16 protein-coding genes and 1 pseudogene are annotated in these 15,795 nt (G+C 41.6%); 14 read left to right on the forward strand and 3 right to left on the reverse strand.

Annotated features, from left to right (window positions below; all coding sequences use genetic code 11):
- A pseudogene (locus tag DL92_RS0112730) lies at positions 1-264 on the forward strand (group II intron reverse transcriptase/maturase); the annotation flags it as partial.
- An 86-nt stretch (positions 265-350) separates the two neighbouring features.
- Here DL92_RS0112730 and DL92_RS0112735 read toward each other — a convergent pair.
- Positions 351-827 (reverse strand): hypothetical protein, encoded by a 477-nt coding sequence (locus DL92_RS0112735; protein ID WP_026656698.1) that lies wholly within the window; start codon positions 825-827, stop codon positions 351-353.
- Positions 824-1,036 carry a helix-turn-helix transcriptional regulator gene (locus DL92_RS0112740; RefSeq protein WP_026656699.1) on the reverse strand — a complete coding sequence of 71 codons (213 nt, stop codon included), beginning with the start codon at positions 1,034-1,036 and terminating at the stop codon, positions 824-826. Before DL92_RS0112740 ends, DL92_RS0112735 begins: the two co-directional genes overlap by 4 nt.
- A 238-nt stretch (positions 1,037-1,274) precedes the next feature.
- On the opposite strand from DL92_RS0112740, the gene DL92_RS19290 reads away from it, so the two are divergent.
- The 3 genes from DL92_RS19290 to DL92_RS0112755 all read left to right on the forward strand — a co-directional run bounded on the left by DL92_RS19290 (position 1,275) and on the right by DL92_RS0112755 (position 3,020).
- Positions 1,275-1,475 carry a hypothetical protein gene (locus DL92_RS19290; RefSeq protein ID WP_034462158.1) on the forward strand — a complete coding sequence of 67 codons (201 nt, stop codon included), beginning with the start codon at positions 1,275-1,277 and terminating at the stop codon, positions 1,473-1,475.
- On the forward strand, positions 1,462-2,316 hold the full coding sequence (locus DL92_RS0112750; RefSeq protein WP_026667929.1) for a mechanosensitive ion channel family protein: 855 nt from the start codon (positions 1,462-1,464) through the stop codon (positions 2,314-2,316). Before DL92_RS19290 ends, DL92_RS0112750 begins: the two co-directional genes overlap by 14 nt.
- Before the next feature lie 68 nt (positions 2,317-2,384).
- Positions 2,385-3,020, forward strand: coding sequence for a thymidine kinase (locus DL92_RS0112755; protein WP_026667930.1), 636 nt, complete (start codon positions 2,385-2,387; stop codon positions 3,018-3,020).
- A 91-nt stretch (positions 3,021-3,111) separates the two neighbouring features.
- Here DL92_RS0112755 and DL92_RS20370 read toward each other — a convergent pair whose 3' ends face one another.
- Positions 3,112-4,191 carry a hypothetical protein gene (locus DL92_RS20370; protein WP_051625342.1) on the reverse strand — a complete coding sequence of 360 codons (1,080 nt, stop codon included), beginning with the start codon at positions 4,189-4,191 and terminating at the stop codon, positions 3,112-3,114.
- 389 nt (positions 4,192-4,580) lie between these two features.
- On the opposite strand from DL92_RS20370, the gene glnA reads away from it, so the two are divergent.
- From glnA to DL92_RS0112810, 10 genes are all read left to right on the forward strand, one after another.
- Positions 4,581-5,915 (forward strand): type I glutamate--ammonia ligase, encoded by a 1,335-nt coding sequence (glnA, locus tag DL92_RS0112765; protein WP_026667931.1) that lies wholly within the window; start codon positions 4,581-4,583, stop codon positions 5,913-5,915.
- A gap of 54 nt (positions 5,916-5,969) precedes the next feature.
- Positions 5,970-6,524 carry an ANTAR domain-containing response regulator gene (locus tag DL92_RS0112770; RefSeq protein WP_026656703.1) on the forward strand — a complete coding sequence of 185 codons (555 nt, stop codon included), beginning with the start codon at positions 5,970-5,972 and terminating at the stop codon, positions 6,522-6,524.
- A gap of 223 nt (positions 6,525-6,747) precedes the next feature.
- The gene (gene flgM / locus DL92_RS0112775; protein WP_026656705.1) at positions 6,748-7,035 is read left to right on the forward strand and encodes a flagellar biosynthesis anti-sigma factor FlgM; all 288 of its coding nucleotides are present in this window, start codon (positions 6,748-6,750) and stop codon (positions 7,033-7,035) included.
- Between the two features lie 23 nt (positions 7,036-7,058).
- Positions 7,059-7,586, forward strand: a complete 528-nt coding sequence (locus DL92_RS0112780) for a flagellar protein FlgN (protein WP_242845862.1) — start codon at positions 7,059-7,061, stop codon at positions 7,584-7,586.
- A gap of 133 nt (positions 7,587-7,719) precedes the next feature.
- Positions 7,720-9,378: a flagellar hook-associated protein FlgK gene (flgK, locus tag DL92_RS0112785; RefSeq protein WP_026667933.1), complete on the forward strand. Its 1,659-nt coding sequence runs from the start codon at positions 7,720-7,722 to the stop codon at positions 9,376-9,378.
- Between the two features lie 51 nt (positions 9,379-9,429).
- Positions 9,430-11,283 carry a flagellar hook-associated protein FlgK gene (locus DL92_RS20375; RefSeq protein ID WP_026656708.1) on the forward strand — a complete coding sequence of 618 codons (1,854 nt, stop codon included), beginning with the start codon at positions 9,430-9,432 and terminating at the stop codon, positions 11,281-11,283.
- Between the two features lie 172 nt (positions 11,284-11,455).
- Positions 11,456-13,567: a flagellin N-terminal helical domain-containing protein gene (locus DL92_RS20380; protein ID WP_051594236.1), complete on the forward strand. Its 2,112-nt coding sequence runs from the start codon at positions 11,456-11,458 to the stop codon at positions 13,565-13,567.
- A gap of 114 nt (positions 13,568-13,681) precedes the next feature.
- The gene (gene fliW / locus DL92_RS0112800; protein ID WP_026656709.1) at positions 13,682-14,140 is read left to right on the forward strand and encodes a flagellar assembly protein FliW; all 459 of its coding nucleotides are present in this window, start codon (positions 13,682-13,684) and stop codon (positions 14,138-14,140) included.
- A 24-nt stretch (positions 14,141-14,164) separates the two neighbouring features.
- Positions 14,165-14,380 carry a carbon storage regulator CsrA gene (gene csrA / locus DL92_RS0112805; RefSeq protein ID WP_026656710.1) on the forward strand — a complete coding sequence of 72 codons (216 nt, stop codon included), beginning with the start codon at positions 14,165-14,167 and terminating at the stop codon, positions 14,378-14,380.
- Positions 14,343-15,632, forward strand: coding sequence for a CgeB family protein (locus tag DL92_RS0112810; RefSeq protein WP_026667934.1), 1,290 nt, complete (start codon positions 14,343-14,345; stop codon positions 15,630-15,632). Before csrA ends, DL92_RS0112810 begins: the two co-directional genes overlap by 38 nt.
- Positions 15,633-15,795 lie beyond the last annotated feature (163 nt).

Raw genomic sequence — 15,795 nt, forward strand, 5'->3', positions numbered from 1 at the left:
ATAGATGACATCAACGGATGGCTCTATCACAGAATTCGCATGTGTATATGGAAGCAATGGAAACTACCGAGGACTAAATTTAGAAATCTCGTAAAGCTCGGAATTCCAGAACACTATGCGGCAACTATTGCGAACAGTCGCAGGAAGTATTGGTACGTTAGTAACAATAAGGCTGTGATTTGGGCGTTAAATAAAGAAAGACTGATAAACAGTGGCTTCTTTGATTTAGCCACAGCCTATCAGTCTGTGCACGTCAACTATTGAAAGCGCCGTATACCGAACGGTACGTACGGTGCTGTGAGAGGACGGCGGTTAGTCACCGCCTTCTACTCGATGTGCGAACAACTATTTTATTCGCCTGAATAAGTTCTTGTATAGTAAATTGAGCATGATTTCTTTGTGATAAAAAGAATAGTTAATGCAGCTAAAAATGCGATTGTAGCTTCGAAGCTTATGAAGCTTACAATAAGCGCAAGGATCAGAAGAACAATTGCGGTAAATTCAACTGCGGATTTGCCGGATAATGATTCAATCTGACATAAACGTTCATCGTTGAGCTCATTGTAGATTCTAATAAGCTTTTTTTCATCTTTAAGAGCATTTATATATTTAGAAATCTGATAAACGCATACTATTTCTATGGCGATAACCATTCCGACCACAAAACCCTGCATAAAATCAGCATGCCCTGATTTTGCATAAAGCGAAGCTATAGATGGTCTTTGGGAAATAATGAGTAAAGCGCTACTTAAAAATGCCACTAATGCATATGCAGTGATTTTTTTCTTTATTGATGCTTTGATTCTTTCTTTTCCGGTGTTAGTCATAAGTTTTCATCCTCCAAGCTGCTGAAATCAAATACTTCTTCAATTGTCATGTTAAAATGGTGCGCTATCTTATATGCCAGTCCCAATGAAGCAGTGTATTTGCCAACTTCAATGGAAGTAATTGTCTGTCTGGTTGTTCCGACAATGTCGGCAAGTTCTGATTGTGATAGCTTATTTGCTTTTCGCAATTCTTTTATTTTGTTCTTCATTGATACCTCATTACTTTTTGCCAAGCTCGCTTTGCATATTTAGCATAGTCTACTTTGCATAAAATGTCAAGCATACTTTGCAAAAAACTTTCTCATGAGTAAAATCGGTACTTATGACTTAATGAAGGCAAGCATGTTCGAAATCACGATTTTTCCATGATATTCTTTAAATTCGGCTATGAATGATTTACAATGCTTATAGTAATTTGCTAAGAAAAAAGAAAGAGACGAATAATAAATGGAAAAAGAATTTGAATATGAAGGATATACAGGTACCGTTAATTACGACAAAAACTGCGATTACTATACAGGTGAAGTTGTAATCGACGGAAAAACCTATACATATGAAGGTGACACTCTTGAAGAACTGCGAGAGGACTTTGAAGACATTATCGATTCTATGATCGCATTTGAGGAGATGGATGATGAAGATGCTTGAGTCTGTTTTAGAGTTTGTTGGGCAGGGGAAAGAAGACGAGTTTAAATGGGTGATGGAAATACTTGAATACGGTTCAAAGTATGTTTTGCCGATCCTATGCGCTTATGTCATAAATCTTTTACTCAATAAATATATCAGTAAGGAAAGACTTCGCGGTAAAATTCATCTTATTTTTTTGAGAGGTATTATAACTACGGTCATATGGGGACTTGCTCTAACAACTGTTATTGGAAATGTGCCGGCATTTTCCAAGATCTGGAGAGGTGTCGCTACATCATCCGCACTTATTGCCGCTGTCCTCGGTCTTGCAGCCCAGTCAACACTTGCCAATGTATTTGCAGGTATTGCGATTTCGGCATCGAGATCCAGACCCTTTGATGTCGGAGACAGGATTAAGATTGACTCTATCGATCCCGGTTATGTTGAGAACATCACGTTGAGACACACGGTTATCAAGACTTATCAGAACGAGATTATTTACATTCCCAATTCTACAGTTGGTTCGGCGACTATCATCAATTACACTCAGGAAGAATCGTTTTCTTTTCCGATAGTGATTTCTGTGGCGTATGGAACGGATATGCAGAAGGCTATGGATATCATGGCTGACGTTATTGTTGAGCATCCGGTGCATCATGGAGGAAGACCGACGGTTTTGTGTAAGAGCTGCGATGATAGCGGCGTCACATTAAGGGCACTCGTTGAGACGGAAGATTTCAAGGATAACCCGAAGGCATGCTCTGACTGTCTTGTAGAGATAATGAAGAGATTTGCAAAAGCGGGAATCGAGATTCCTTACAACAAACTTGTTCTTATCAACTCAAATGAGAAACAAAACTGATGCGCATAAAAGCTAAAAAAGCGTGATACAAAGGCATAGCGCAATTATACATAGACACGGGAGAAGGTATGGGAAAGTTATATTTCAGATACGGGGCAATGGGGAGCTCAAAGACAGCCAATGCGCTGATGGTGCAGTACAACTACATCGAGAAGGGGCAAAAATGTATTTTGCTAAAGCCTAAGACCGATGACAGGGACGGAGAAAAAATCGTCAAGTCCAGAATGGGGCTTAGCGCTGAGGCGACATTTGTAGAAGAATTCATTGATGAAGTAAAAAATGAGTGGTTTACGGGAAAAGCGGAAGGCTGGAAAGAGCTTGACTGCGTGATTGTTGACGAAGCGCAGTTTCTTACTGAAGAACAGGTGGATATTCTTGCGGAAGTTGTTGATAGATACGATCTTCCTGTTATTTGCTACGGACTTCGTACCGACTTTACAAGTCATCTTTTCCCGGGATCCAAGAGACTTATGGAAATAGCAAACTATATTGAAGAAGTTCCGACCGTGTGCTGGTGCGGACGTCGCGCACATTTCAATGCCAGAGTCAGTAACGGCAAGATTGTCCGCACAGGAGAGCAGGTCATGGTTGGAGGGAACGAATCTTATGTATCGCTGTGCAGACGCCACTTCCTAAGCGGAGAAGTGGACGGAAAGAGAGAACGAGATGTGCACACTTCGGATAATGGTGCACTTCAATCGTGAGTAGGATTATAGAGAAGAAAATTATAAAAAATCCATGACCTAACCGGAAGAGATTTCGCAAATAGGTCATGGACTCTTTTTTTCTCAAATTTTATGAAATGGAACGATTTTCTATGTCAGCATCGTGAGTCGCCATATCAATCTGCTGGACGACTCCCACGCCTCCGCTTTCTTTTAGGAATACACCGCTTGCGCGCAGCTTTGCAGCTGTGTTAAAAGAACTGTCCCGTAAGCTGTAGTCTGTTACGGCACTTCCAAGATAAATTGCACCGACATCGGCTTCTTTTAACGAAAGAAGCGTATCGGTACCGTCTTCGTTACGAATCCAGACTTTGAGAGCGTTGTATACATCGTCGTTTTCATCAATCCAACCGTTTCCGTCATGATCATATGCGGACAGGTCTTTGAAGCCGTTTCCACTTTTTGTGCCGAAAAGTTCCGAGCCGTCGTTTATATGCCTGTCGCCATTTTTATCAAGGGCAAGGAAACCTGTACCTTTTGACAGATTCGAAATTTTATCCTCTTTTCCGTCGCAGTTAATGTCAAAGAAGAAGGTCTGATCGCTTATTGATGTTACTTCGCTGCCGACATTGATCGTAAGCGGATCCAGGAAGTTTTTGGGGCTTGCGATGCTTATGCCGGATTCGTGTACAAACCTTGATGACATGGAGAATTTAACTCCAAAATCAATACTTCGGCCGTCTTCTGTAAGAGCGGTTCCCGTGCCTTCAAAGGATACAGCCTCTTCTTCAAAATGGCTCTCGGTCACGGTCGTTACGGACATAAATCCGCCGGCTCCGATCATTCCCGACATATTATCTAATGATTGACCGAAGCTTTCACTCATATCATCGCCGCCAAGAATCCTCATGAAGCGGAGAATCCGTTCGAGAAGTGAAGTCCTTATGGCCATCAGCTGATCTTCAAGAGAGCCGGTTGTTGTGTTCAGGCTTCTCGTCATTGAAGGCTTCAGCGAGTTGTAGTTTTCACTTCCCAAGGCAAATTCGCCGGTGGATGTCGAAAAATCATCAGATGTAACTTTCTGTTTCTGAGATTCAAGGCTGTCGCTGAAACTTCCGCGTGGAACAGTGCTTATTGACACACTCACAGAATGCCCTTCACTGTATGACGAACTCGACATCAGGTTTACGTTACTTTGTGCAATTTTCATGGTTCTTTCCCTCCGTTTGTTAGCCTGAAGGTTCATGCTTTTTGCGCAAAAAAAGTGAACCTCCAAAGCTGAAGATTAACAATCCTCCTTGAAGATCCATGCTTTCCGTAGCTCAATATGCCGCGTGCCGTTATTACACCGGCGCGTGGATATTTCACAATATATATCGGTAAGGACGCAGGCTTATATTAGGGAAATCGTACAAATATATAATAAAATTAAGATAACAGGCAGATATCGGATGCGATAGTTTTGGTTCAAAATAATCGATTGACACATCAAACCAAAGAATATTAATATATAGGAAGTAAATGTGAACGGCAAGGGCGCCTTTAACACGAGCAGGAGAGCTCGCTGTTTGAGGTGCCCTTTTTATAATGGAGGACAATATGAGCAAATATACCAAAGAAGACATTTTCCGTATCGTTGAGGAAGAGGACGTAGCTTTTATAAGGCTTCAGTTCTGTGATATCTTCGGAATTCCAAAAAACATCGCCATTGCTGCAAGTCAGCTTGAATGCGCGCTTAATAACGAGTGCATGTTTGATGGCGTATCGGTTGAAGGATTTGTCAGAAGTGACGAGAGTGATATGTACTTATATCCCGATTTTGACAGCTTTGAGATATATCCATGGAGACCGCAGGCGGGCAAGGTTGCGAGGATGTTCTGCAATGTCTATACGGTTGACGGAAAACCTTTCATGGGAGATTCCCGAAATGTTCTTCATGAAGTGGTAAAAAAAGCTGAGAAAATGGGGCTTAACTTTAAACTCAATCCTGAGCCGGAATTCTTCTTATTTGATTATGACGATGAGGGAAGACCGACAAACAAGACACATGAAAAAGGCGGATATTTCGACGTTGCTCCCGCAGATCAGGGTGAGAACGTAAGAAGAGACATCATCCTTAACCTGGAAGAACTTGGTTTTGATATCTCATCTTCGCATCATGAGATTGCGCCGGCACAGCATGAAATCGACTTTAGAGAAGAGGATGCAGAGCGAACAGCAGATATGATCATGACTTTCAGAATGGCAGTTAAGACAATCGCCAAGAAGCATGGCCTTTACGCTACCTTTATGCCCAAGCCTACAGAGGGAATCAGCGGATCGGGCATGCATATAAATATCATTGCGCATGACAAGAACGGCAATAACATATTTGTAGATGACAACGGTGGGCTTTCGGATACAGCCAAATACTTTATTGCAGGAGTTCTCAGCCATGTTAAGGCAATGACACTTGTTACCAATCCTATCGTCAATTCATATAAGAGACTTGTTCCGGGATACGATGCTCCCGTCAATATTTCATGGTCTTCTTCCGGCGCCAACAGAAGCGCTCTTATCAGAATACCTTCAAAGCGCGGACAGGATACAAGAATCGAGCTCAGAAATCCCGATTCTACATGTAATCCTTACCTTGCGATCGCGCTTATTCTTGCAGCGGGTATGGATGGTATAGAAAAGAAGATGACTCCTCCCGAGGAACTTGGTGATAATCTCAAGAACGCGACCTATGACGATCTCAGAGAGAGCGGACTTGAGACACTTCCTATGACACTCGGTGAAGCCATTGACGCTTACCAGGATGATGAATTTGTAAAAGAAGTTCTCGGCAATTCCATATTTAATAAAATGCTTGATGCAAAACGCAAAGAGTGGAAAGATTTTCGCACATGCGTAACCCAGTGGGAGATCGGAAGATACCTCAACATCTTCTGATAATAGATTTTGGGTTCGTAAAAATATTAATTTATGGAAACTTGAGGCTTATTTGTGAATATTATTATTGTGTTTGCGAAATCGGAAGATGCGCAAAATTTCAAAAGCATATTAAGCCGTGGCGGATATGACGGAATGGTTACCTGCACTTCGGGAGCGCAGGCTCTTTCTGCTATGGAAGATTTGGGGAGCGGAGTCGTTATCAGTGGCTACCGCTTAAGTGACATGCTCTATTCGGAGCTTGCCGTTGATCTTCCCAAGTTCTTTCAGATGCTGATGATAGCATCGCCTGACAAGGCTCCACTTGATAATTGCGGAGATAAACTGGTATATCTGCCGACTCCGCTCAAGAAGTCGGATCTTTTTTCCACCCTTGAACTCATGCTTGAAGGCGTTACAAGAAGTAGAAAAAAGGCAAAAGAGAAGGCAAAGAAAGAGGGCAGGTCCGATGAGGACAAGAAGATAATAAATCAGGCAAAAGAGATTCTGATGGACAGGCACCATATGACAGAGCCGGAAGCGCACAGATACCTCCAGAAGTGCGCAATGGACTCGGGAACCAATCTAAAAGAGACGGCGGAGATGGTTATTTCGCTCTCGGCAATTTAATTGAAGTTTTTTGATCTTTTTTATAAAATTAATCTAAAGTTTTGCGTAATATGTCCGATAAAATTAATGTAGGGTGAAAAAGGGTGCATACCTTGGGCGTTTGAACCATAACTTACAAAAATTCCGTGGGAAAATTATTTTTTACTCAGAACTAAAGTTATGGAAACTTCTTCCGATAAATGTAGTAAGAAGTACAAAATGCTCCAAGGAAGGAGGAAAAGATATGCGTATAGAAGCGTACAATCAAGTTCAGCAGATCTACTCAAACAACAAAGTAAACAAGACTCAGCAGACTAAGAAGACAAGCGATGTAAGAGATACTGTTTCGTTTTCTTCTATAGGAAAAGATATTCAGGTTGCTAAGCAGGCTGTTAAGGCTACTCCTGATGTCAGAGAAGATCTGGTTGCTTCGCTTAAGGCTGCTGTAAAGAACGGCACTTATGATGTAAGCGGAGAAGCATTTGCTGACAAATTACTCGCTAAATTTGAAGAAGCAAATGGCTTGTTATAATTAAATACAAATAATCCAGGAGGATGATTCCGGTGGCAAGCTTAATGGAAAATCTGGTCGACGTGCTCGAGCAGGAGTGTACAATGTACGAAAATTTACTGGGGTTATCTAGCCAAAAGACTTCCATAATAATCGAAGGAAATCTTGAGGCACTTGCGAAAATCACGGATGAGGAGCAGTGCGTAATAGGTAATATCCAGTCTCTTGAGAAAAAGCGCGAAGAGGCAATGAAGGATATCGCAAACGTACTTAACAAGGATGTTAATTCATTGAAACTGACCGATCTGATCGAAGTATTGGAAAAAAGACCTGTCGATCAGAAAAACCTGGCAGTGCAACGCGATAGGCTCGTTGGTGTTGCAGGAGATGTCAGACGTGTAAACGGACAGAATCAGGAGCTGCTGCGCAGTTCACTTGAGATGGTCCAATTCGAGATGAATATCATCCAGGCCTCAAAAAGAGCTCCGGAAACAGCAAATTATTCAAGAGCTTTAGGCACTACAGGTGAATGTCTTGGTTACACATCGGGCGGGTTTGATGCAAAGCAGTAATGTATCACATGAGCATGAAAGTGGTACAGATGCATGTAGATAACCCCCTTTGGTAACTAAATGAAAAACTGTAGTGTCTTTTTTGTGCAAAAAAATGCATTAAAAGACCTATAAAGATCAGGAGGAAAGATATATGTCCCTCATGGCGAACTTATATGTCGGCACATCAGGGTTGCAGACATCGCAGAACGCACTTAATACAACTGCACACAATATGGCAAACCTTGATACCGAAGGATATACAAGACAGCAGATATCACAGGGAACAAGGGCATATCAGACTCTTGAGAAGAGAAATGAATGTATTGCCTGGAAGCAGATAGGAACAGGCGTTGAATATAATAATTGTAAGCAGGTAAGGGATGTTTTCCTTGACAAAGCTTACAGAAAAGAATCGGGAAGATACTCATATTATGATATTTCTCAGAAAGCTCTTGAAGAGATAGAAGATCAGCTTCAGGAGATGAACGGAACAGAGTTCAGTGAATCTTTAAATAATCTGTGGACATCCGTGCAGGAACTTGCCAAGGATCCTACATCAGCGGTTACGCAGAGTGCGCTTGTGACGAGGGCAAATGAGTTTCTGACAAAAGCAAAGAGCGTGTATGACGGCTTTGTTTCATATCAGGACAACCTGGATGCCTCTGTTTCCGACATAGTTAAAAATATAAATGATATTGGCGATAAGATTAGGGCTTTAAATGAAGAGATTGTAAATATTGAATCCGGAAGAGAAGAAAAGGCAAATGACCTTAGAGATACAAGAAACAATCTTCTCGATAAACTCGGTCAATATGGAAAAATAGATTATTCGGAAGACATTTTCGGTAATGTATCGGTTCTTTTTGAAGGATCGAGTTTCATAACCACCGATCATGTAAATCATATAGGAATCGATGTTAAGCTCGAGAGCAGCGTGGGATATGCCACACCTTATTGGGAGTATGCTGCGGTCAAGGAATATGACAGAGAGGGAAAAGAAATTGTTACTTCAATCGAGGGAGCACATCTTTTTGACCTGACTCAGCCGGTGTCCACAGCCACAGATACCGATATAGGTAAGCTCAAAGCGGTTCTTCTTGCAAGAGGAGACCACCATGCGTCTTATCACGACATTGTAGAGAGCACAGATTATTATAAAAGCAATATTTCACAGTCGGTCATTATGAATGTAGAAGCGGAATTCGATCAGCTGATACACAATGTTATGACTGCGATCAATAAAGTCATGGAAGATGCGGAGAGTAATCCGGCCACGATGGACAATTCACTCGGAAGAGCTTCGGATTACACGATGTTCATAGTATCAAACGAAGAAGATGCATTGGCCTACAAGATAGATGACAAGCATCCTGCAGGAAGTATAAAGACAGGATTTACTATAAAGAATGCACAGGTTAATCCGATTCTTTTGACGGATCCCACGACATTCACATACAGAACAGTTGAGGGAAACGAAGATACAGCAACTGTTACGGCTTTAAAAGAAGCTTTTACAAAATCGGATTATACTTTAAATCCAAATGTTTATACAAGAAATGACATCCTGTCGTATTACAATAGCCTTGTTTCACAGATAGCCAACACGGGAGATAAGCTTAAAAGCGTTGCGGAAGCTCAGGAGCAGACCGTTTCATCTATATCTGCCGCAAGAGAGCAGATCGTCGGCGTATCAAGTGATGAGGAACTTGAATTTATGATCCAGTTTCAGAACGCATACAACGCATCAAGCAGATACATAAACGTAGTAAGTGAGATGCTTGAACACCTGGTATCAACACTTGGATCGTGACTTTGACGGTAATTTTGGCACACATGGTAAATATGTCGGAGGGAAGAGATTATGACATCGACATTTTTTGGACTTAATATTGCAGCATCCGGACTAAGAGCCGCAAATGCAGCACTTAACACAACAGCAAACAACATATCTAATGTAAATACCGATGGATACAGCAGGCAGAAGGTTAAACAGGAAGCTTCAGATGCTATCAGGGTATTTGCAAAGTATGGCTGTGCAGGTGCAGGTGTTGATACTATAGCGATTGAAAGAATCCGCGACAGTTTCTATGACGTTAAGTTCAGAAATAACGAACAGCTCCTTGGAAATGTGAGCCAGAAGAACTATTACAACAAGCTTATCGAGCAGTACCTTGATGACAACGGAACGACCGGCTTCTCATCTCTTTTTACCAAGATGAGTGCTTCTCTTCAGTCGGTAATGACTGCAGCGGGAACGACAGAGTCAAAGAGTACATTTATATCACAAATGCAGAGTATCACCGAGTACTTTAACAATGCATATAATAACCTTCAGGGTGCACAGGCTGACGTAAATGCTGAAATCAAACTCTGTGCTGACAGAATCACATCGATAGCTCAGGAAGTTGCTTCCATCAACAAGCAGATCAACGTAATCGAGATGACGGGAACGACCGCAAACGAACTCAGGGATAAAAGAGATGTTCTTATAGACGATCTTTCCAAATTGGTATCGGTAGAAGTAAAAGAAACAGCTATCGTCGATGATACACAGCCTGACAGAGAAACGGGCGCAACACGTTACCAGGTCTGGGTTGCCGGCGGATATGAACTCGTTGATACTTACGAATTCAGACAGATGGTCTGTGTTTCGAGACCGTCGGACGGATCTACGAACCAGAATGATATTGACGGACTTTATGATATTAAGTGGGGAAGTGCAAGCTATAAGGATGGAGACAACATAGCGGAACTTTCTGATTTTGCAATTGATTCAATGCTTATCGGCGGAGAGCTTCAGGGACTTCTTGCGGTAAGAGACGGAAATAACGGCCATTACTTCAACGGAGACTGCACGGTTGTTGACGGCGAGTCGCGTCCCGTCAAGGTGACCGTAAAAGTTACCGACAAGAACCTTATGGATATGACTAAGTGCACGCTTCCCATTGAGGGCGCGATTCATATCGGAGATCAGGATTACAGATACGACAGTTGGGAATATGACGGAAAAGATACATATACATTTACAATAGACGGTGACACGCTAAAGAGCATGCCTGAAGCGCACAGAAAAGTGTCTGTTGGCAAATTTAACGACTATCAGGGAATTCCTTATTATCTCTCTCAGATGAATGAGTGGATAAGACAGTTTTCATCGGCTGTAAATGGGATAATGACCACGGGTTATCCTTCAGATTCCGATGAGAAACCCGGACAATTCCTTCTTACCGGAGGAATCGATATGAATTCGGCAGCACAGTATTCATACGATCAGCTTACGGAAAAATCTGAGAATAAGGGATATTACATGCTTCGCGGAGGCAATTTTGAGGTGAATGGTGTTCTCCTTAAGGATGCAGGCAGACTTGCGACAAGAGCCGACGTTACTGAGGGTGAATCAGAATTTGGAAACCTCACGAAATTAAGAGATATGTTCAACACGGCAAAGATATTCAGGGGAGCCACATCAGGAGAGTTCCTTACAAAAGTTCTTGCCGATGTAGCGCTCAATACCAGCAATTCGGGAACTCTTGAAAAAACCTACACTGCTCTCGAAACGACTATCGATAAACAGAGAAATTCCGATTCCGGAGTAGATGAAGACGAGGAAGCAGCAAACCTCGTTAAGTTTCAGAATGCCTACAATCTCTCGTCTAAGATGATACAGACGCTTACAGAGATCTATGACAGACTGATACTCCAGACAGGAGTTTAAGAATAATAAAAAAGCTAAAGCAGGCCGGCTTTAGCTTTTTTTCATTAATAGATATTAAGAAATGCGGTGTGCCTGCCGATATTCATAGTGAACTAATATACAAAGTGAGATGCTGCACGGATGCGCATTGTTTTTGACTAAGGATGGTCTTCATACGGAGGTCTTTTTTACCATGCGTATTACGAATAAGATAATGCAGAATAATTCACTTTATAATATCAATAACAACAAGATCACTGAGGATCAGCTCAACACCATGCTTGCAACCGGAAAGAAGATAACAAGACCCTCAGATGATCCTGTTATCGCTATAAGAGCATTGCGCCTTAGAAGCAATGTTACTCAGCTTTCACAATATTATGAGAAGAATGCAAAAGATGCAGAAAGCTGGCTCGATGTAACAGCAGATGCTTTGTCTACGGTTACTTCGGTACTTACCGATGCCGTTAAACAGGCAACAAAGGGAGCCAACAAGGATCTTACGGTAGACGATCTGGATACGATTGTTGCGCAGATGGAGGCTCTTTCGAAAGAATACTATGCAACAGGTAATGTGGACTATGCCGGAAGATATATCTTTACAGGTTATAGAACAGATACATCGCTTACTTTTTCTACAACTACAACTGCTGATTACACAGGCATAAATGATGAGTTTAACGCTACAGACGTTTCAACTTCAAGCAGAGTGGCGGGAATGAGCAAGCTTGAGTCCACAAATCTTTTGGCACAGAGTACAGAGGCTGTCGTAGAGGAGAGTAATATTGTTGAGTACAATGTCGGTAAGATAAGGCTTTCCTACGATAACCTGAATTACAGAAGCGGCGACAATGATTTCTCGGCACCTTCACTTAAGTGGAGAGAGAATCTCAAGCAGCCCGCAACAAGTTCGGTAAACGGAAATGCAGAGCTTATAAAGCTTACATATACAACAGCACTTGGGGCAACTCATCATGTATCGCTTCCGACGCTTGACGGACTTGAAAAAGGTGAATCATATACGGTCACAAGTGAAGGTATTGTTTATAACGTCACAAGTAACGCCGATGGATCTCATAACATAAAGGCAACTGAAGGCGTCACTGAATATGAGTTTGTTGTAGACAAGAACGGAGTTTATGATACATCTCATCAGAGCTCCAATATCGAATCCGGTACTGCTTCGACAGAGACGGTTCAGAAGACAACACTTACATTTACAAATGAACAGGGTGAAAGAGTCAGCTTTAAGCTTCCTTTGGTTGATGCAATTGGCCAGACTTACAACATGAAACTTGAATATGACGGAAGGATTGCAACTGCGGTAATTAACAGTGACGGCACATATACTGTTACTGACGGAAGCGTCACAAATAATGTCGACAGAACAGTCACAAGAAACATAATCAATGTTACAGCAAACGGAAGTGTGTATTCGTCATATAAAGAGACAACACTTGAGATACCTTCATCAAACATAATCTACACAACTACAAGCGAAGAAGATATTGATGAGGTTTACAAGACGATCGACTCTACACCTACCGGTTCAGTGGCATATTTGAATGCGGCTACGGGAGAAGTTCTTTTGAATAAAGAGCTGTCCGATAAGCTTGCAACACTGCCCAAACTTATCAACGCCAATGCGATCAATGTTGTCTATGATAAAAAAGAGTGGGACAGCGGAGACATAAGACCTCAGAACCTCTTCAACTGTACATATACCGATGACAATGGTAAGAAAATACTTTATAATAAAGGATCGGCAGCCCATGACATCGCTTATGACGTGGGATTCGCACAGTCGGTTGTTGTCAATACCACAGCAGATGCGGTTTTCACAACAGGTGTAAAAAGAGATATCGACGATCTTTCAAATATGCTCGGAACACTCAAACAGATAAAGGCCACAATTAAGACACTTGAAGAAAAGTTGTCCGGTGCAGCCAAAGAATCTGCTGAATGGAATAAGATAGACGCAGAGCTTTCAGCAGCTCAAAAGGCATATAACTATCAGAGAGAGGGTATTCAGAAAGAGTTTGAGCACAAGATAACATCTCTCCAGGGAGCTCTCGATACCGCAAATATAGCCGTTACCGACAACGGAACAAGATCTAAGCGACTTGACCTTGTAAATTCAAGACTTATGACACAGACAACGACATTCCAGTCACTTCAGTCTGAGAACGAGGATATCGATCTTGCAACTACGGTCACACAGCTTACATCCGCACAGGTGACATATGAGGCGAGCCTTATGGCGACAGGTAAGATCAGCCAGACATCGCTTATGAATTATATTTGATGAAGAATTTCTTATATCATCAAGATTATAATAAGTATGGTAATTGTACGTTTTTACGTATATAATTAAATAGTGATAAATAACATTTTTTATCAGGATTATGGAGGTTACAGCATGAAATTAAACACTAGAATCTTTGGAGAGGTTGAGATTGAAGATAGTAAGATCATTTCTTTTCCAAATGGAATAATCGGTTTTCCTGATCTTAAGAGATTCACACTTATGCACGATGAGGAGCAGGGAACAAACACTATTAAGTGGTTGCAGTCAGTAGAGGAACCCGGATTTGCAATGCCCGTTATGGATCCGCTCTTTGTTTGCCCGGATTATCAGCCTATGGTAGATAAGGAAGCTGTAGCTGACATCGGAGATCTGCAGGATGAGGATATGCTCGTGCTTGTAACGGTTACTGTTCCGCATGATCTTAAGCAGATGACAGTAAACCTTAAGGGACCCTTTATCATCAATACAAAAGAGATGAAGGCTTCTCAGACAATCATTGATAATGAGGAATATCCTGTTAAGTTCCCTATTTATGAGATTTTGCAGAATAACAAAGCAGCTAAAGCTTAATCATACTATAGGGAGGGAAAGGATATGTTAGCATTATCAAGAAAAAAGAACGAAGCTATCGTTATTAATAACAATATAGAGATTACAGTACTTGATATCAGAGGAGACCAGATCAAGATCGGAATCGCGGCTCCCAAGGATATCCCGATTTACAGAAAAGAAGTATATATCCAGATTCAGAATGAGAATAAAGAAGCAACAGATGTATCCGGAATCGAGGAACTCAAGAAATTGCTTTGATCAAAGTGAATTTGCAGCGGCTGCTACCGGAAAGGGGCAGCCGTTATTTAATGGGAATGGTGACGGAATGCGAATACTATACTACTACTGGGATGAATTTAACGGCGAAGACTGCATGGACGCCATGAAGAGACTGGGGCACGAGGTTGATGTGATAAAGTTCAAGCTAAGTGGCTATGAACTTACAGATGAAGATGATGCTAAATTCAGAGCTCTTTTGACCAAGGAAGAAGAGGGCAAAAGATATTACAACATAGTCTACAGCTTTTGCTATTATCCGAGCATTTCCGATGCTTGCCAGAAGTACGATACGCTGTACGTGTCGTGGGTATTTGACTGTCCGCATTATACGCTTGATTCACATACCATAAAAAATCCTGTGAACAGAGTCTATGTTTTTGACAGGGGGACCTATGATGAGATGAGAGCCAAGGGAATAGAGACCGTTAAGTACTCGCCTCTTGGTGTTAATGAGAAGAGGCTTTTGGGGTTCTGTAAGGAGCTTGATGCTGAAACGGGCGGAAGTATAGTATATCTGCATGATGTATGTTTTTTGGGAAATCTCTACGACAATGAATTTAACTTTTACGATCAGGTGGAATATCTTCCGCCAAGTCTTAAAGAGTATATAGATACGGTCATAACTCTTCAGGAGAAGATATACGGACACGATTTTTTTACCGATGAAAAGGCGATAACGCCTGAGCACATAAAGAGGCTTCGCGAGTATATAAAGTTCGAAGATACGGGGAATTATGATCTTGACTATGACAGAATTGTTCGTGATATGTTGCGAAAAAAGGTCACGGTCAACGAAAGAAGACATATTCTCGAAAGAATGGGCGAGCAATTCGATACCGTTTTGTATACAATGCCTGATGCAAAGCCCATTGAAGGAGTCAGCAATCTGGGAGTTGCGGATTATTCAACCAAAATGCCGATGGTATTCAGGAGAAGCAAAGTTAACCTCAATATTACGCTGAGGTCCATCATCTCGGGGGTTCCGCTTCGTGTACTCGATGTTCTTGCGGCAGGGGGATTTCTTATCACAACTTACCAGAAAGAGATAGATGAGTACTTTGAGAATGGAAAAGAGCTTGTGATCGCGCATACGCCTGAAGAGATGCTTGAACTTACCGCATATTATCTTGAACATGAGGATGAGAGGAAAGCTATCGCGGAAAACGGGCAGAAAAAGGTGTTTGAGGAATTTGCTTATACGAAATTACTGCCGAAGATACTGGAAATATGATCGTTACGGACCGAAAGTCTTAAAATTTTCTAAAATTTACGATTTTCTTTTCCATATTACTAAAGAATAAAGGACTTCGGCCGATATAATCAGTAAGAAATACTATGTTTATAACGGAATGAGTTTGTGACGCACGTAAATGTTGATATATACAGGTGATTCC

Origin of the sequence: Butyrivibrio sp. AE2005, assembly GCF_000686965.1 — a bacterium.
GTDB lineage: Bacteria > Bacillota > Clostridia > Lachnospirales > Lachnospiraceae > Butyrivibrio > Butyrivibrio hungatei_A.